This window comes from Microbispora sp. NPDC049633, from assembly GCF_040675265.1.
Classification (GTDB): domain Bacteria; phylum Actinomycetota; class Actinomycetes; order Streptosporangiales; family Streptosporangiaceae; genus Microbispora; species Microbispora maris.
This window is the reverse complement of record NZ_JBFAOO010000034.1, coordinates 14,543-32,405: the sequence shown is the minus strand read 5'-3', so window position 1 is coordinate 32,405 and position 17,863 is coordinate 14,543. Positions and strand designations below refer to the sequence as shown.

The following is a 17,863-nucleotide window of genomic DNA, read 5'->3' as shown; positions in this document are numbered from 1 at the left end:
TCAAGTGGAGCGTCACGAATACGACGTCGTCGTCATCGGAGCCGGTGGAGCGGGGCTCCGCGCGGCGATCGAGGCGCGGCAGCAGGGCAAGCGGACGGCCATCGTCTGCAAGTCGCTGTTCGGCAAGGCCCACACGGTCATGGCCGAGGGCGGCGCCGCCGCCGCGATGGGCAACGTCAACAGCAGCGACAACTGGATGGTGCACTTCCGCGACACCATGCGCGGCGGCAAGTTCCTCAACAACTGGCGGATGGCGGAGCTGCACGCCAAGGAGGCCCCGGACCGGGTCTGGGAGCTGGAGGCCTGGGGCGCGCTGTTCGACCGCACCAAGGACGGCAAGATCAGCCAGCGCAACTTCGGCGGCCACGAGTACCCGCGGCTCGCCCACGTGGGCGACCGTACCGGCCTGGAGATGATCCGCACCCTGCAGCAGCGCGTCGTCGCCCTGCAGCAGGAGGACGAGAAGCTGCACGGCGACCCCGAGGCGTACATCAAGGTCTTCGCCGAGTGCACGATCACCCGGCTGCTGAAGGACGGGGACGCCATCTCCGGCGCCTTCGGCTACTGGCGCGAGACGGGCGAGTTCATCGTCTTCGACGCCCCCGCCGTGGTCCTGGCCACCGGCGGCATCGGCAAGTCGTTCGTCGTCACGTCGAACTCCTGGGAGTACACCGGTGACGGTCACGCGCTGGCCCTGCTCGCCGGCGCGAAGCTCATCAACATGGAGTTCATCCAGTTCCACCCGACGGGCATGGTCTGGCCCCCGTCGGTGCGCGGCATCCTGGTGACGGAGTCGGTGCGCGGCGACGGCGGCGTCCTGCGTAACTCCGAGGGCCGCCGCTTCATGTTCGACTACATCCCGGACGTGTTCAAGGACAAGTACGCCACGACCGAGGAGGAGGCGGACCGCTGGTACGACGACCAGGCCAACAACCGGCGTCCGCCGGAGCTGCTGCCCCGTGACGAGGTGGCCAGGGCCATCAACGCCGAGGTGAAGGCCGGACGCGGGTCACCGCAGGGCGGCGTGTTCCTCGACGTGTCCACCCGCCTGCCGGCCGCCGAGATCACCAGGCGGCTGCCGTCGATGCACCACCAGTTCAAGGAGCTGGCGGACGTCGACATCACCAAGGAACCCATGCAGGTCGGCCCGACCTGTCACTACATCATGGGCGGCGTCGAGGTGGACGCCGACACCGGCGCGGCGTCGGTCCCCGGGCTGTTCGCGGCCGGCGAGGTCTCCGGCGGCATGCACGGCTCGAACCGCCTCGGCGGCAACTCGCTGTCGGACCTGCTGGTGTTCGGCCGCCGGGCCGGCGCGGGAGCCGCGGCGTACGTGGACGGGCTGGCCAAGCGGCCGGTCGTGACCGGCGTGGAGGAGGCCAAGGCCGAGGCCTTGGCCCCGCTGGAGCGCAGCGGCGGGGAGAACCCGTACGAGGTCCACCACGAACTGCAGCGCACGATGAACGACCTGGTCGGCATCATCCGCAAGTCCGAGGAGATCAGCGAGGCCCTCCAGGTCATCGAGAAGCTCAAGGAGCGGGCCAAGAACTGCGCCTCCTCGGGCAGCCGGATCTACAACCCCGGCTGGCACCTGGCGCTCGACCTGCGAAACATGCTCCTGGTGAGCGAGTGCGTGGCGAAGGCCGCGCTGCTGCGGGAGGAGAGCCGCGGCGGTCACACCCGCGACGACTACCCGGGCATGTCGGCCGAGTGGCGGCGAAGGCTGCTGGTCTGCTCCGCATCTCCGGACGGCACGTCCGCCACGGTCGAGGAGAAGATCCAGCCGTCCATGCGGGGCGACCTCATCAGCCTGTTCGAGCGCTCCGAGCTGGAGAAGTACCTCACTGAGGAAGAGCTGGCGGAATACGACGCCGCGGTCAAGGAGTCGTGATGGGATACAAGGCGAAGTTCCGCATCTGGCGCGGTGAGGGCGGCGAGGGCCGTCTGGAGGACTTCACCGTCGAGGTGAACGAGGGCGAGGTCGTCCTCGACGTCATCCACCGGCTCCAGGCCACACAGGCGCCCGACCTCGCGGTCCGATGGAACTGCAAGGCCGGCAAGTGCGGGTCGTGCTCGATGGAGATCAACGGCAAGCCCCGGCTGGGCTGCATGACCCGGATGTCCACCTTCGAGGAGAGCGAGACCATCACGGTCACGCCGCTGCGGACGTTCCCGGTCATCAAGGACCTGGTGACGGACGTGTCGTTCAACTACCAGAAGGCCCGCGAGATCCCGTCGTTCACGCCGCCGGCCGACGTCAAGCCGGGCGAGTACCGCATGCAGCAGGTCGACGTGGAGCGGTCGCAGGAGTTCCGCAAGTGCATCGAGTGCTTCATGTGCCAGAACGTCTGCCACGTGATCCGCGATCATGAGGACAACAAGCCGAACTTCGCCGGCCCGCGCTACCTCATGCGGATCGCCGAGCTCGACATGCACCCATACGACGTGGCGGATCGCAAGGAGTCGGCGCAGGAGGAGCACGGCCTCGGCTACTGCAACATCACCAAGTGTTGCACCGAGGTCTGCCCCGAGCACATCAAGATCACCGACAACGCGTTGATCCCGATGAAGGAACGCGTCGTCGACCGGAAGTACGACCCGCTGGTCTGGCTGGGCTCGAAGATCTTCAAACGTCAGCGCTGAGCCCGGGGAGGAAGCGCCGATCGGCCGGTCCGATCGGCGCTTCTCGTTTTCAGCGGCGGGTGCCCGGGTCCTCGCCGGGGCCGGTGGCCTCGGCCCAGGGGTCGGCCGGGGCCGGATACTGCTGGCCCTGTGCCTGCATCTGGGCCTGCTGTGCCTGCATCTGGGCCTGCATCTGGGCTGGGTCCGCCGGCGGATAGCCGTACGGCTGGGCGTAGCCGTACGGCACCGGGTAGCCGTAGGGCTGCGGCTGCTGCGGATATCCCATGGCGTAGGACTGAACGGGCACGAAGCCGACCATCGGGGCGTAGCCGGGGGTGGCCGCCGGGTACGCCGCCGGCTCGGGAGTGGCCGTCCGCGCCGCGGCCGGGCCTCCCCGCCGTACGGCGGCGGCGTGCGCCATCCTCCGCAGCCGGCCCTCGAAGATCAGCCAGGCGATCAGCGCGATTCCCACGAGCACCCCGGCGGGGATGGCGAGCCGGTGGGCCAGCGTCGGCTTGTCGTACTCCGGAGACGCGTTGCGGATCTCGATCGGCACCGTCTCGGGATCGGGCTGCTCGAACGACGCGCCCGCGGTGGGGGTCTGCTGCGCCACGTCCGGCGACGCGGACGCCTGGGGCAGCAGCACCTGTCCGTCGTCCTCCGGGGACGGGCTGGGACTCGGGGTGGGGGCGTCGGTCAGCGCGGGGAGCGTCTGCGTGGTCTGCGGCGGGAGGTCCTGCTCCGTGGTGGACGCGGGGGGAGCGGTGGTCGTCGCGGCCGGCTTCGGCGTCTTCGGTTTGGTCTGCTTCGGCGTCGGCGTGACGGTGACGGTCTTGGTCACCACCGGCTCGGCCGTGGGGCTCGCCGCCGCCGAGCCAGTGGGCGACGGCGTCGCGGTGACGGTGACCGTGACGACGGCGCACTGGGGGTCCGCGGGGTCGCACGGCTCCACCGGCTCGGCGTTCGCGCCGATCACCGGGCCCATGGCCAGGATCGCCACCGTGGCGAGGGCCACGGACGCGGCCGCCGAGGAGGCGGCTCTCATGTACGCGCGTCCGATCACCGCTCGCCTCCCGTTCGGCCCGGCTCCGAGGTCAAGACCGATTGTAGTTCGGTAAAAGGAGGAGCCAAGCCGGATATTGCGAACGATTCGGCGACTATGTGCCCGCGGAACCCGGCAGCAGCTTCTCGATCGCGGTGACGACCGGCAGGTCCGCCGGAAGCCAGGCGACGTCGTACAACTCGTGCGGCTCCAGCCACCGCAGCGCGAGGTGCTCCAGCGGACGGGGCACACCTGTGACGACGGTGGCGAGCCACACGTGCATCAGGTGGCCGCCGGGCAGGGGCCAATCCCCTCCGACGCGGCGTCCGAGGACGACCTGGACGCCGAGTTCCTCCGCGCACTCGCGTACCAGCGCCGCGCGCTCGTCCTCCCCCGGGTCGACCTTCCCGCCGGGGAACTCCCAGCCGCCGCGCAGCTCGGGGGGCGTGGCACGCTGGGCGGCCAGAAGCCGGCCGTCCCCGACGATCGCGGCGCCGACGACGAGGCGCGTCATGTCACGGCCCGCTTGAGCTGCGCGACGACGGTCTCGTTCTCCAGCGGGCGGGTGAAGCCGACGATGTTCGGCCGGTCGCGGTAGGTCGTGACCTTGATCGGCCCGCACAGCGTGCACCGTGCCTCGATCATCTTCCCGGGCGACACGACCATGCCGACATGCCCGGGATTGTCCGCGGACGTGCCCGGACCGGCGTTGAAGAAGACGAGGTCTCCGGGGCGCTCCTCACCCTCCTCGATCTTCACGCCGAAGGGCCACTGGCCGAAGGTCGTCCGGGGAATGCTCAGACCCGCGTTCCGATAGGCCATGTAGATGATCCCCGAGCAGTCGAAGGCGTCCGGGCCCGTGCCGCCCCACCGGTACGGCTTGCCCCGTTGCGCCAGGGCGTACTCGAGGATGTCGCGCACGACGTCGTCGGTGGCGCTGTCGACGTAGCCGGAGTCGCAGGCCGGGTCGGCCTCGGGCGGCACCCCGATGTCCCCGGTCGCCGCGTAGCGTTTGGCGATCTCCAGCACCTGGTCGACGTACCAGGTGGCCCGGTTGTAGACGAAGATCGCCTTTCTGAGGTCGTCGGGGGCGCCGTTGCGCTTGAGCATCCTGGCGGCGCCGAGGATGGCGTCCGCGGGGTTGTAGACGTCGCCGTAGCCGTCCCCGTCGCCGTCGGAGGCGTAGCCGTTGATGCCCGGCTCGATCTTCATCTTGGCCTGGCCGCCCCAGGTGCTGATGAGGAACTGCATCGGTCCGGCGGCCCCCGCGTAGTTGGTGCCGCTGCTCACGCCCGGCAGCGTCGAGCGCCCGTGATTCGTCTCCCGCTTGCCGATGGCCGCCAGGACGTTCCACTGCACGCCGATCTGCTTGCCGAACTTCTTGTAGAGCTCCAGATAGTCCGACGGGATGTCGCCCTGGGCCGTCTGGGAGACGTCCGCCGTGTCTCCTGTGGCCGCCTCGGCGCAGTTCTCGGCCGCGCCGCCGCCGAGGAGGATCGACGGGCTGGGGGTCATCAGGATGATCGAGCCGAACAGCGTGACCGGGACGATCACGACCAGGGCCACGGCGATCGTCCGCCAGTCCCGCCCCGCCGACGCGAGCCTGCGCACGACGCGCGTCGAGGCGGTCACGGCGAGGTGTCCCCGTCCTGACCGGCGTCGGCCAGTTGCAGGTCGTACACCCGCCAGTCGGTCCCCGCCTTGACCACGGTCACGGCGAACCGCTCGGGCACGTCCTTCTGACCGTCCTTGTCCGTGACGTGGCGAACCGAGTCGACGACGAACACCACCTGGTTGGCCGTCATGTCGCGGATCGTCGCCACCTTCGCCGACCCCTTCGAGGTCACCTGGCCGGCCTCGTTCTGGTCCACCACCGCGGGGTCGGTGACGGTCCTGGTGAGCTGCCCGCCGAACTCGTCGGTCGCGAACCGCGTCAGCCGGTCGGCGCGCGCCGCAGGCTCCTCACCGGCCGAGAAGGTGCCGTACGCCTCGGTGAAACGGCGCGCCAGGTCGGCCGCCGCGCCGATCTCCTCCCTCGACAACGGCAGGTACGCGTAGACGTCGAAGGCGCCGGGGGTCGTGGCCACCGGGCTGGGCTGCCGGACGGCCCTCGTCGCCGGAGCGGTGGCCACGACGGACTGCTCCCGCGGCTGCTCGTCGCCTCCGGAGGAGGAGCTCGACGGCGGGGCCATCGTGAGGTAGACGCCGACGGCGGCGAGCACCACGACGGCCGCCGCGAAGGCCAGGCCCTTGCCCCGGTCGCTGGTCCGGCTTCTCATCAGTCGCCGGAGTCGCGGTCGGCGGGCATGGCCCAGAACGGAGTCGGCGCGTCGCTGTCACGGCGCGTGCCCGCTCCCCTGCTCGGCAGCCACAGCGGGGGCGGCTCGGCCGAGCGGGAACGGCTGGAGGACGAGCCGGAGTCGCGCGGCGGCGCCGGCCGGGAACGGCCGCCGTCACCGCGCCGGGACGAACCGCCGAACAGGCCGCCCGAACTCCCCGAGCTCCCCGAGCCGCCCGACCTGCTCGACCCACCGGACCTGCTCGATCCGCCGGACGAGCCGCGCGAGCCGCCGAAGAACCCGCCCGAGCCGCCACCGGACGGACGCGGGGACGACGGCCGGGAGGCCCAGCCACCCGACCTGCCGCTGAACCAGCCACCACCCGAGCCACCGCTCGAACCGCCGCCCGGGCCACCGCTGGTTCCGCCGCCCGAACCGGCGCGGGACGGCGCCGCGGGCGCGGCGGAGGCGCCGGTGACCCGCTGCGGCGGGGCGGCCGGGCTCCCCCCCGACGACGCCGACGACGGTGCGGAGGCCTGTGCGGCGGACCGGGCCGGGGAGGCGGGCCGGACGCCCGACAGGTTCAGCGGCGGGGCCGTTCCCGGACGTGCGGCGGCGACTCCGGCCTTGCGGCGGCCGGCCCCCTGCGCGTCGGCGTCGAGCGGCGCGGGTTGCGCGCCCGCACGTGCTCCGGCCTGGGCGGCGGCGTTGCCCGCGCCCTCCTCGCCGCGCACGCGGCCCTGGGCCACGCCCGCCGCGGCGGCGGCCGTGGCCGCGCCGGTCGCCATCATGGCCGCGCCGATGACCGGCTCGGCCTTGCGCAGGCCCCACCGGCCCGCCCGGGCCGCCGCGACCGGCGGCAGCGCGTTGGCCGCCCGCGACAGCGTCGGCGCGGTGGTGGCCTCGCCGAGCATCCGAGTGGTGATCGTGTGCCCGTCCATCGAGGCGAACAGATGCTGGAACGGCCGTCTGTAGAAGAAGACCGCGATCGTCATCAGCGCCATGAACAGGATCTGCATGCCCCAGGGCAGGGTGGTCGAGATGATCAGCGCGTAGCCGTACACGAGGACCCCGAGCACCAGGGCCAGCACGGCCTGGCGCAGCAGGGTGCCGATCAGCATCTCCACCCAGCGCATGGCGATGATGCGGCCCGACCCCGGGTGCACGCCGATCAACAGGAAGATCGGTCCGAGCATCAGCAGCAGCAGGAAGCCGACCTTCAGGACGAGCAACGACACCGCGACGAGGAAGATGAGCAGCCCGGCGACCATCGCCGCGATGAACGCGCCGATCGCGATGCCCAGGCGGCTCGTCCAGTCCTTGCCCTGGAAGAGGAAGTAGGCCGGGGTGCTCTCCAGCGGCTTGGCGACCTCCTCCTCGAACCGCTTCTGGTGGGAGTCGGAGGCCGGCGTCTGCCTGTCCGCCTGCTCCGCGGCGTCTATCGCCTGGATGCCGAGCAGCTTGGCGCCGAGGCCCTTGACGAGACCGGCGTCGGGATCGGCGGTGCCGAACTCGCCCATCAGCCACGGCTTGCAGACCAGGACCGACCACAGCGCGTCGGCGTTCTGCGCCACGCCGGGCGTGCCCTGGCGGCCGTAGCCACCCGCGGTGGGCTCGCTCGGCACCTCGCCGGGCGCGGTCTCGTTCATCGGCAGGCAGGACGCGCCGCCCGCCCCGGGCAGCCCCGAGAACGCCGAGTTGACGATCTCGCCGGTCTTGTCGGTCACGGTCTTGCCGAGGCTGGTGAAGTCACCCGGGCGGCTGAAGAACCAGATGGCGACCGTGACCGCGAGGACCATCCAGATGACGCCCTCGGTGGTCGTCGTCGCGCGCTTGCGGATCAGGCCGTACCACGCCAGCCAGATCGCGCCGAGGATGACGATCGGCCGCAGGTACGGCCAGTACATCGCGTCGGCGAGGTTGGTGACGATCTTGTCGGCGACGTCCTTGATGGGCTGCAGCGGGCCCTCGGTGGCCGCCGCCTGGTAGGTGCTGATCGTCAGCCGGTCGACGGCCTTGGCCCACGAGAAGACCGTGTTGGCCCAGGCGTTGCCGAGCACGGCCGTGACGTCGGAACACCCGAGGTCGTAGGTGTGCCAGAACTGGCCCGCCATGCCGTACCGCTCGTAGTTGGTCGCCGGCGCCTTCGGCGCCTGTTCGGCGTTCTGGCCGGCGGCCGCGGTCACGTCCCCGGCCGGGGGTTGGACCAGCCCGTCGACGCCGCCGCCCACTATCTCCGGGGCGAGGGCCGGCGACAGGTCGCAGGGCCCGACGGCGCTCGCCGTGTCCGCCGGGAAGACCAGCGGAAGCGTCACGAACGCCGCGAAGGCGACGAACAGCAGAGCCAGGGTCCGGCGAATCCGCCTGCCGCGTCTGCCGCCCTCTTTGGTGCGACCCCTGGGATCGTTCCTGCGCACGCTCACGATCGCACCTCCTGCGCGACCCCCGACCGACCGGAGCCCCCGTCAAGAAGATCATGCACGTTCTCGCTGGGTTTGTCGTGTGTCGGATTGGTGTCAAGCCAGCGCAGCAGTTCCTCCGAGATAAGGTCCACCCCGATACGGCCTGCCCGGCCGTCCAGATCCCGGAAGACGCACTCCCCGTTGCCCAGGGAGCGCAGCACCGCCTTGTGCTCCTCCGACGGGTCCACGCCGAGGAGCTCCATCACGTGCTCGACCTCCACGCGTTCGGTCGATCGGAACGCGAAGACCGACGACAGACAGTTGGTCACCTGCTCGTTGAGCAGGTCACCGGCGTTCTGCGAGACCAGGACGAGCGCGGTGTTGCGCGAGCGGCCCATCCGGGAGACCTCGGGCACGAGCTTGGCGCCCTCGGGCGTGGACGTGATCGCCCACGCCTCGTCGAGGAAGATCGCCTTCGGCGTGCGCCGGTCGAGCCCGTTCATCAGACGACGCGCGAACTGCGACACCAGGTAGAGCAGCGCGACCGACAGCCGCTGCTCGTAGGAGTAGTCGTCCCTGACCGTCATCACGTCGGGCAGCGTGAGGCCGCCGAGCGTGAACACGGTCGTCCAGCCCTCGGTGTCGATCTGCTCGCCGCCCGAGGCGTCGAAGCACAGCCGGGCCAGGTGCATCTCCGACATCGATCGGAGCACGGCCCCGAGGTTCTTGGACGCCGGGTCGGTCGACTGTTCCAAATGGCCGACCACCTTGCCCAGTGAGGGGTCGGGTTCGTTGGAGACCGCGGCGACCGCCTGGATCATGGCGGACTCGCGCTCCTCGGACATCCTCGGCAGCAGCAGCCGCAGGGTCTCGGTCGCCATCGTCTTCTTCGTCGCGATGTCGTCGCCGAACGAAAACGGGTCGAGCAGGCCCGGCGCGGCCGACCCCAGTGGGATGACCCGCGCCTTACGGCCCCGCCGTTGCAGCAGCCGTACGAGCGACTCGGCGTCGCCCTTGGGGTCGATGACCGCGATCGTGACGCCGCGCAGTGCCATCTGGTAGATCAGCAGCAACGCGAGCGTGGTCTTGCCGCCGCCCGGTTCACCGGTGATCGCGATGGCGGTCGGGCGGTTGCGCGCCGCCGCGACGAGCGGGTCGAAGTGCACGATGCTGCGGGCCCGTCCCAGCGTCTCCCCGACGTACGGCCCGATCCATCCGGCGTTCGACTCGTCCACCCGGTCGCCGAGCTCGACGGTCGCGGTGGCCATGCCGCCCGCGATCGTGCGCAGCGGCTGCCGCTGGGCGTACGCGTTGACCCGCAGCCGCTCACCCGGAAGGGCCTCACAGAACAGCGAGAACTGGTCGCCGGTGGAGTTGACGACGTCGATGCCGATGTCGCGGTAGTGCTCCACGACGGCCTCGACGCGCTGCACGCACATCTCCTCGGTCGGCGCGCTGACGCTGAGCCGGTGCCAGCCGTACACGAACGGCAGGCGCTCCTTGGTGATGCCGTGCTCCAGCATGCGGGCGGCGTCGATCTGCTCGGCCAGCGCGAGCGGCGCCTCGGCCCCCGCCTCACGGATGTGGATGTCCATGTCGCGGGCGTGGGCCAGCTTGCGCGCCACGTCCTTGCTCGCCCTGACCGGGGGGATCAGCCGCATCCGGCTGGAAATCTCCACCGGGAACGGCAACTGGTCGGCGAAGTGCAGCCACGGCTCCCCGTCGGGGAACGGCATCAGGTCGGGGAACCGGGCGAACGACAGGTGCGCGGTCCAGGAGTCTCCGGCCGGCTGCTCGATGCGCAGCAGCGACCTGCCGTTGTGGATCTGCCCCTCGACCAGCGACTCGATCTCGCCCTTGCCCCACCTGCGGCGCGGCGTGGCCGAGGGCAGCGGCTCACCGAGGCCGCCCGCCGCCGCGTGCTGGTACAGCCAGGCGATCTCCGTGGAGGTCGCGTGGCGGGCGTACAACGCGCTGGAGGCGAGAGCCCGGCCGAGCCGTTCCGCCGCCTCGGTCCACCGGGCGATCTCCTTGTCCGGCACGTGGTCGTCCTCGATGCCGAGCGTCTTCTCGCTGCGCTGGTAGAAGCCGAAGAGCTGGGCCAGCACTCCGGTGCCGAGCTGCGCGCCGCGCGGCCCGAGCCGTACACCGAGATAGATCTCCTTGCTCCAGAAGTCCTTCGCCCAGACGTGGCGGTACATCTCCTCCAGGTACTCACGCCACCCCGGGCCCTCGTCCGAGGTCGAGTTCAGCGCCATCGCCCACTCGGCGGCCGGATAGGCCCGGTGCGCGATCCGCAGGTGCACCTCGGCGTCCTGCATTCTGATCGCGGCCAGCGCGATCGTGATGTTGGTGGCCAGCGCCTCGCGCTCCTCGGGGGTGAGGAACTCGTAACTCACCGTCGGCAGCCGGAAGTAGGCCCAGGCCGCCGAGTCGGTGAGGAGAACGCGATCGTCGAAGTAACGGACCGCGAGGCGACTACGCGCCCTGCTCATCGACCTCTCACCAGCTTCCTCGCTCGCCCCTCATCTGGCCACCTCCTGCTTGGCCTGGACAGTCGCCAGGCCGCTCGCGATCACACCCGCAAGCGCAACGTACGCCCTGCGGCCGCCCATTCGGAGGTGATTGACGTCGACCGGTCCCGGCCGCCCGGGAGCCAGCTCGTCCTCCCACGGCACCCGGACGATGGCCCGGCAGCGGCCGCTGGCCACCGCCTCGGCCTGCTCCACGTCGGGGAGGCTGCGGCGGCTCACGCCGTTGATCACCATCACGGCGCGGCGCCTCAGGTCGGAGCAGCCGTGCCCGTCGAGCCACTCGTAGGTCATCGCCACCGCCTCGGAGGCGTCCTCGCTCGCGGGGGCGACCAGCACGAGCTGGTCGGCGTACGGCAGGAGCCGGGCGGCCAGCGCGGCCGCGGGGTCGATCACGGTAAGCCGGTAGTGCCGGTCGAGCGCGGCGAGCGTCCTGCGCCAGTCGGACAGGAACGCGCGATCCGCCAGGCGCTGCGTCACCCGGTCGTCGGTGTCCGCCCCGACGACCTCCAGTCCCGATTCACAGCGCGTCGTGTACGCCCGCATGCCGAGGTAGCCGGTCACCTCTTCCGAGCTCTCGATGAGCGAGCTCAGCGTCTCGGGGGATTCGGCGGCGATCCTCGTCGTGAGCGTGTCCTCTCCGGTGTTCGCGTCGAGCGCGAGCACGCGGTCCTCCCGGTAACGGGCCAGCGTGTGGCCCAGCATTAACGCCGTGGTCGTCTGCCCGGCGCCGCCCGTGCAGCCGAGCACCATGATCCGGCTGCTGCTGGTGAGCGGGACGCGGGCCCGGGCCTCGTCGACCTCCATGCCGTCCGTACGGCTGCCGCCCACGACGACCTGTGCCAGGCGCCGCCAGCCGCCCGAGGTGTCACGGCCGACGACGGACTCGACCCGGCGCAGCCGTGGCGGCTCCTCGTGCGCCGGCCTGCCGGGGGTGGTCCTGCCCGGGGCGGGCAGCGACGGCCGGGCGGGCCCGGCCGGGCCTGCCGCCCGAGGGCCCGCGGGCACGGCCCGGATCGACACTCCCGAGGGGGCCGCGGGAGGCGTCACCTCCCCCGCGCCCGGGGCGCGGGCAGCGGCACCACGGGGCGCGCCCCCGGCGTTCCCGTACGGCCGGGACCCCGGTGCGTGCGTCCCCTCCCGCGCGGCGTCCGCGGCGGAACCGGCGTCCGGCGTCGTGGGCTCCGCAGGAGCGTCCGTCGCGGCGGGAGCGGGCTCCGCAGGAGCGTCGGTCGCGGCGGTAGCGGCCGTCACGGGCTCGTGCCTCTCCGCGTCTTCCGTGGTCGCGTCTCCCGTGTCCGCGGGCGCTTTGTCCGCGGGCGCCTCGTCCGCCGCCTGAGGCGTCTGCTCCGGCTCCGGCGAGGAGGTCCGGGACGGCTCGCCCCAGGCGTCCCCCGGCACCCGGGGCCGCACGAGCCGTGGCGGCCGGCCCTTGCGATGCTGCTCGAGCGCCTCGGCGTCCCGCTCGCCACCTGCGGGCTCCTGGGGCGCGGAGGGCGTCTCCTCCGCCGCCGGCGCCTCCTCCACCCGTGCTATCTCCGCCCGTGCCTCCTCCGCCGCTGTCTCCGCCGCTGTCTCCGCCGCCGGTGTCTTCTCCGGCTCCTGCTCGACGGGCCGCAGGGGCGCCTCGGCGAAGGGGGTCACACCGGAGTGCCCCACGGCGCGCGGTTCGGCCGAAGCGGCGAGCCTGCGCAGGCGGCGCAGCGTCTCCGTGCCGATGGGCGGGACGGCGGGCGCGTCCGGAGCCTCGACGGGAGCGGCGGGCGAGGCCGGAAGGGCGGGGCGCGGCTCGTGGTCCTCGTGGTCCTCGTGGTCGTTGCGGCTCTCGTGCTGCTGCTCGCGCTCACGATCCGGGCCGATGGCGTTTCTGCCCCGCGCCTCCTCACGTACGGGAGATGCGGTCGGCTCCGGGAGGTAGAAGACGCGCTCACCGCCGGCGCCGCCGCCGCGGGCGGTGATGGCCGGGATCGGGGCCGGGGTGTCGGCGACGACCGGTGCGGCGGCGGCCGCGGCGGCCGCCACCGCCGGGCGTACGACACGCGAGGGGTCCACCTCACGCGCGCCCGCGCGCGCAGCGCCCGAGGCCGGCCGTGCGCCGGTTCCGGGGACCTCCGCGACCGGCACCTTGACCGAGAGGGCACGGCGCGCCTTGCGGGCCGCCCTGCCGTTCGCCGCCCTGTCGTTCGCCACCCTGCCCTTCGCCGCCCTGTCGTTCGCCACCATGGCCGGCGGCGTGGTCCGCCAGACGCGCGCCGTGAGGGCGATCTCGTCCGGCTCGTCGAACGGGGCCATCCGGCACCAGGTCCGGGGCTCGCTCACGTAGCGGAGCTGCGACTGGAGCAGCTCGGTGAGACGCTTGTTCTCGATGACGGGACGGGTGGACAGCCAGGTGAGCACGCCGGGGGGAACCAGGTAGATGACGTGCCACGGCGCCGCGAAGGGCAGGCCGATCAGGTACAGGAAGACCCACCACGGCACGGAGACACCCACGAACACACCGATCCAGACGACCGGAAGCGGCATCGGCAGCCGTAGGTCGTACAGCTTGTACAGCCGCTTCTCGATGCGCCAAATATTTGTATATGTGGGCAGATCCACCCCGAACCTCCTCTCCGCCCGGTCACTTGATGCCAAGTGCGCCCGCGATCGCCTTCGCCGTCACCTCGATGATGTTGGGAACGTAGAAGATCACGCCGATCGCGATCGCCAGGATGATGAACTGGACGAACCTGGTGATCTCGCGGGTGAAGAGGAAGAAGAGCGCCACGACGGAGACGACCGCGAGGAAGAGCGGGGCGAAGAACTTCCGGAGGAAGTCGGCGAGACCTTCGGTGTTGATGCCTGTCGTCGGCGCCGGCGACGGCGCGGCCAGATCAAGGACGTGGTCCGCGATGGTCTTCAGTATCAACTCTCGCCCTCCCGGGGGTGTGGATCAGCGATGTCTTTGCCGGGCATGCGCTACCCCACGGACCGGTTCGCACCCTGGATGTCCCTGACGAACCACTTGCCGCCCTGCTTTTCGATCGTCAACTCATAGGCCTGCTCGAGACCGGCGGGCTGCGCCGCCGGGTCCTGCGACGGGCTCGCCAGCGCCGCCTGCTCGCCGGACGCCACCGCCCACACGACCACCGCCGTGACCTTCCTGCTGTCGGTGCCGCCCGGCGGGACCACGACGTCCTTCAGCTCGGCGAGGGTGAACTCGCCGTCGAACCCGTTGACGGTCACGCCGCTCGCGACGTACCGCTGCAGGTCGACCTGGTTGCCCGCGGCGTACGCCTTGAAGAAGCCTTCGAGCTGGGGACGCAGTTCGGCCTCGGTGGCGGAGTCGCGGTCGGGGTCCGGGAGCTGCGGCAGGCCGGCCGGCCCCGGCGCGGGCAGCAGGGCAGGCTGGGCCGCGACCACGAACCTGCCGGTGTCGTAGTAGACCGGCACGGACAGCAACCCGCGGCTGCCTCCGGACTGGTACGTCACGGTCACCTTCGCGTTGTGGTCGTCGACGACCTCGATCCCGGCGAACTGGAAGGCCCCCGCCGACATGCGCCCGTAGCCGTTCCAGCCGAACTGGTCGTCCGCGCCCTCCGGCAGGAACGACTTCAGCCGTTCCGCGCGCTGCTGGGGGCTGGCCGCGTCGTAGTTGAGGTAGACCGCCGCGAACTGGTTGGCGAAAGCCGCCGCCTGCGTCGCCGGGAATCCGGAGGTGGCCGTCCCGGCCGGCGTCGAGGGGGCGCCGTCGTCCTGCGTGGAGCGCTCGAACACCGCGCGGACGCCGTTGACCACGATGACGACGATCAGCGCCCAGAGGATGACCCGCCCGGTCCAGACGAGCCAGCGTCCTCCACCGCCGCTCCAGCCTCTGCGGCGAGGGGCCGCGGCGCGCGCGGCGCTCGCGGGATCGAAGCCCTCCAGTGGGTACGGGTCAGGGTCGCCAGCGATCCGCGGATCCTGCTGGACGTCTGACCTGCGAGCCATCACGCCTCCGCTCGCGCCGATCCCTCCGGCTGGCGCGGTTTCCTCTTGCTCTCGATCCGGTTAACCGCATTGAAGTATTCACCCTAGCGGTCTCACCAATTCTTCCAGGTAAGCCACGCCCATGTTGCAAGCATCGCCGCGACCGAGCAAACCGGGTCCACATCCCGCCGAGACGCCCCACGCCTATCCACTCCGCGGAAAAGCGCGTTACGCCTGGCCAGCCGGGGCATCGATTACCTAACCGCCACCTATTGCTGTCTTCGCAGCTCGCAGGCATATCGAAACCGACCGCACCCCCACCCCGGACAGCCGACGGCCCCGCGCCGAGCGGGGCCGTCGTGTCGTGAACGGTGCCTGCGCCCTACTGGCACGCCCCCGAGGAGGACGAGGAGGACGAGGAGGACGACGTCTCCGGGATGCCCGCCGGCGGCGCGCTCTCCGGACCCGAGATCGCGGGCGGAAGGCTCTCCGGGGCGCTTCCCAGAGCGCTTTCCGGAGCGCTCTGCGGCAGCGAGGAGGAGCTCTGCGACTGGCTCGCCGACGACTGCGACTGCGTCTCCGACAGCTGCTGCTGTGCGTTCAGGGACATCTGCTCGATGCGCTGCTGCGCGTCCGTCGCCTCCTGCATGATCTGCTGCCTGGCGCTGCTGGCCTCGTCCCTGATGCTCTGCCGGGCCTCCTCCGCCATCTGCTCCATCGACGCGGACGGGAACGCCTCGCTGCGCAGGCTCACGCCGCCCGCCGACTCGCTGCGCCACGACGAGCTGTGGAGGCTGGAACCGCTGTACTGCCGTGCGGACCACTGCGCCGGGAACTGCTCGCGTGCCGTGACCGAGACGGTCCGCGGCAGCGCCGCGACGGACATCTGCGGCATGGAGACGGTGAGCTGCGGCGCCTGGGACATCAGGCCGGTCGCCGGGAGCGACTCGGGGGCGAAGGCCGACGCGCTCTCCGTGATCAGCGGCGCGCTGATCAGCGGAGCCGAGATCGTCCTGGCCCGGGATGCGGACTCCGTCGCCAGCATCGGCTCGCTGATGGTGTACGACGTCGACCGCACGGAGCCGCCGGGCTCACCCGCCTGGGATGCGCCGGTGGCCGCGGAGGCGGTGCCGCCGAGCAGCGCGATCCCGCCGGCCGTGAAGGTCGAGGCGACAATCGCCGCGAGAGCGAGCTGTCTGGATTTCCGATGCATGGTCCCCTCCTTGGGCCCGATCGGGGCCTCGGCAGGTCGGGCCACCTGGGCTTTTTCCCGGTGCCCGAATTCGGCCGCCTCCCTTCCGCCCGCGCCGGATTACGGCACCGATGGAATGTGTCACGAAAAGGGAGAATTCACGGGCGACTTCGCACCCAAACGGCCTCATTCCGATGCTTCAACGAGCCTCCCGAACGCGTCTAGGGCAGTTGGCCCAAGCGTTTCCGCAGGCCATGGAGGATCTGACCGGTGGGAGGGCTGCGGCAGGTGATGCCCCGGGGCGGTTTGCGGCTTCTTATGCGGCGGAGCAGTCTGGGATTGTCCGCCCCTGATCGTCGCCGGGTTCCGGCACCCGGAGAACGGCGAGCCCGCCGCTCACGCCCGATGGCGGGTCCCCGTCACCGTGACCGCCGCTTTGCGTGATCTCCCGCCCCGCCGACCGTCTACGGTCGTTCGAGGTCGTGCGTGACGTCCGCTACGCGGACCGTCCGGACCAGGGGATCCTCGATGACCTTCCGTAGCTGCCCGATCGTCGACAACGAGTCCACGTAGGCGTAGACGAGGCCGTCGTCCGCCGCTTTGCGCAGCCGGGCCAGGCTCAGATCGAAGTCGTGCAGGTTGTCGTCGTCGTAGTCTTCGAGGATGCCGACCCAGCGGCGGAAGTTCCCGAAGTCCGACTTGATCGGCTCATCGTCGGCTCCCGGCATCGGCGCCCTGTCCCACATCGTCATCCCACCCCACGTGATGGGGATCGAACCGGGACGCCGCTCGAGAACCACCTTGTCGGCATACGACTTGTGTTCGGTGGTGAAGGCGACCAGCTCGTCGGTGGTGAGCGGCCTGGCGAACTCGACCACCGCCAGCGCGTTGAGCCCTTCCGGAATCCTGGCCAGCACCTTGCGGCTGTCCTCCTTGCGCTGGAGGGTCGTCCCCACGTTCATCAAGGCCCTGCTCAGCGTGGTGCCGGCGAAGGTCCCGAGTGGCAGCCTGCCCACGTGGCCGAAGAAGTCCTGGGTGACGACATGCTCGACCCCGCCGTACCCCTCGACGAAGCCCCCGACGGCCCGCACGGGCCTGGCGGCCACGGTGAACGACATCGACAGCGGTGTGGTGGCACCCGAGCTCCGGACCTCGATGTCGTAACCGGGGTTGTAGATCTTGAAGGCGGTGCCCAGCACGTCGGTCATGCGCACCTCCCGGTCGCCGCGCCGCTGGATCAGGCCCGAGCCCATCGTGGCCGCCAGCACCAGGACGAGCAGTGCCGCCAGCACCGTGATCGCGGTGCGGGCGACACCCCGCCGGACGGCCCGTCGGGTCGCCTTGTAGTCGAAGTCCGGCATGGGCGGCAGCAGGTCGTCGTCAGTCATGAGGACCTCCGTAGAGATCGGCGAAGGCCGCTCTGGCCCGCCACACGGCCGTCTTGACAGTGGTGTGCTTCCTGCCGGTCATCGCGGCCACCTCGACCAGGGAGAAGCCGTCGAAGTAGACCAAGGTGAGCAGCCTGCGCTGATCCTCGGGCAGCCGCTCCAGGACATCGCGCACCGCCAGCGACTCGATGTGCAGCGCGGGCACGCCCAGCTCGTCGGGATGGGGCAGGTCCGGTTCGCGACGGTGGCGCCGGAGATGGTCGACCAGGACGTTGCGGGCGATGGTGAGCAGCCATGCCGCCGGGTTCTCGCCGCGCCAGCCGAGCAACGCCCTGGTCGCCTTGACGAACGTCTCCTGGGCCAGGTCCTCGGCGAGGTGGGGATCGCGGGTGCGGCGGAGAAGGAACCCGCACACGAGCGCCCAGTGCTCGCGGTACAGCTCCTCGATGATGATGCCCC

14 protein-coding genes are annotated in these 17,863 nt (G+C 71.1%); 2 read left to right on the top strand and 12 right to left on the bottom strand.

The genetic code is table 11. From position 1 onward, the window contains the following. Window positions 1–4 precede the first annotated feature (4 nt). Both AB0J39_RS11940 and AB0J39_RS11935 read left to right on the top strand, forming a co-directional pair. A complete protein-coding gene (locus AB0J39_RS11940; RefSeq protein WP_363463511.1) occupies window positions 5–1,891 on the top strand; it encodes a fumarate reductase/succinate dehydrogenase flavoprotein subunit in 1,887 nt (628 codons plus the stop codon). Continuing rightward, window positions 1,891–2,643: a succinate dehydrogenase/fumarate reductase iron-sulfur subunit gene (locus AB0J39_RS11935; RefSeq protein WP_346226997.1), complete on the top strand. Its 753-nt coding sequence runs from the start codon at window positions 1,891–1,893 to the stop codon at window positions 2,641–2,643. The genes AB0J39_RS11940 and AB0J39_RS11935 overlap by 1 nt, the downstream gene beginning before the upstream one ends. Window positions 2,644–2,692: 49 nt before the next feature. On the opposite strand, the gene AB0J39_RS11930 is transcribed toward AB0J39_RS11935, so the two are convergent. The 12 genes from AB0J39_RS11930 to AB0J39_RS11875 form a co-directional block, all read right to left on the bottom strand. Beyond that, window positions 2,693–3,685: a hypothetical protein gene (locus AB0J39_RS11930; protein ID WP_363463509.1), complete on the bottom strand. Its 993-nt coding sequence runs from the start codon at window positions 3,683–3,685 to the stop codon at window positions 2,693–2,695. 94 nt (window positions 3,686–3,779) lie between these two features. Continuing rightward, entirely contained in the window at window positions 3,780–4,178 is a 399-nt protein-coding gene (locus AB0J39_RS11925; RefSeq protein WP_363463507.1) for a (deoxy)nucleoside triphosphate pyrophosphohydrolase, read from the bottom strand. Then, complete coding sequence (locus AB0J39_RS11920; protein ID WP_363463505.1) at window positions 4,175–5,296, bottom strand: bifunctional lytic transglycosylase/C40 family peptidase; 1,122 nt, start codon at window positions 5,294–5,296, stop codon at window positions 4,175–4,177. The genes AB0J39_RS11925 and AB0J39_RS11920 overlap by 4 nt, the downstream gene beginning before the upstream one ends. Next, window positions 5,293–5,943 carry a hypothetical protein gene (locus AB0J39_RS11915; RefSeq protein ID WP_363463504.1) on the bottom strand — a complete coding sequence of 217 codons (651 nt, stop codon included), beginning with the start codon at window positions 5,941–5,943 and terminating at the stop codon, window positions 5,293–5,295. Before AB0J39_RS11915 ends, AB0J39_RS11920 begins: the two co-directional genes overlap by 4 nt. Beyond that, window positions 5,943–8,366: a hypothetical protein gene (locus AB0J39_RS11910; protein ID WP_363463502.1), complete on the bottom strand. Its 2,424-nt coding sequence runs from the start codon at window positions 8,364–8,366 to the stop codon at window positions 5,943–5,945. The genes AB0J39_RS11915 and AB0J39_RS11910 overlap by 1 nt, the downstream gene beginning before the upstream one ends. Further along, window positions 8,363–10,840 (bottom strand): ATP-binding protein, encoded by a 2,478-nt coding sequence (locus tag AB0J39_RS11905; RefSeq protein ID WP_363463500.1) that lies wholly within the window; start codon window positions 10,838–10,840, stop codon window positions 8,363–8,365. The genes AB0J39_RS11910 and AB0J39_RS11905 overlap by 4 nt, the downstream gene beginning before the upstream one ends. Window positions 10,841–10,870: 30 nt before the next feature. Next, complete coding sequence (locus AB0J39_RS11900; RefSeq protein ID WP_363463498.1) at window positions 10,871–13,474, bottom strand: TcpE family conjugal transfer membrane protein; 2,604 nt, start codon at window positions 13,472–13,474, stop codon at window positions 10,871–10,873. A 22-nt stretch (window positions 13,475–13,496) separates the two neighbouring features. Then, window positions 13,497–13,784, bottom strand: a complete 288-nt coding sequence (locus AB0J39_RS11895) for a hypothetical protein (RefSeq protein WP_346226989.1) — start codon at window positions 13,782–13,784, stop codon at window positions 13,497–13,499. Window positions 13,785–13,834: 50 nt separating this feature from the next. Then, complete coding sequence (locus AB0J39_RS11890; protein WP_363463496.1) at window positions 13,835–14,845, bottom strand: conjugal transfer protein; 1,011 nt, start codon at window positions 14,843–14,845, stop codon at window positions 13,835–13,837. A 361-nt stretch (window positions 14,846–15,206) separates the two neighbouring features. After that, window positions 15,207–16,037: a hypothetical protein gene (locus AB0J39_RS11885; RefSeq protein WP_363463494.1), complete on the bottom strand. Its 831-nt coding sequence runs from the start codon at window positions 16,035–16,037 to the stop codon at window positions 15,207–15,209. Between the two features lie 443 nt (window positions 16,038–16,480). Further along, window positions 16,481–17,404 carry a hypothetical protein gene (locus tag AB0J39_RS11880; RefSeq protein WP_363463492.1) on the bottom strand — a complete coding sequence of 308 codons (924 nt, stop codon included), beginning with the start codon at window positions 17,402–17,404 and terminating at the stop codon, window positions 16,481–16,483. Then, the gene (locus AB0J39_RS11875; RefSeq protein ID WP_363463544.1) at window positions 17,397–17,843 is read right to left on the bottom strand and encodes an RNA polymerase sigma factor; all 447 of its coding nucleotides are present in this window, start codon (window positions 17,841–17,843) and stop codon (window positions 17,397–17,399) included. The genes AB0J39_RS11880 and AB0J39_RS11875 overlap by 8 nt, the downstream gene beginning before the upstream one ends. Window positions 17,844–17,863 lie beyond the last annotated feature (20 nt).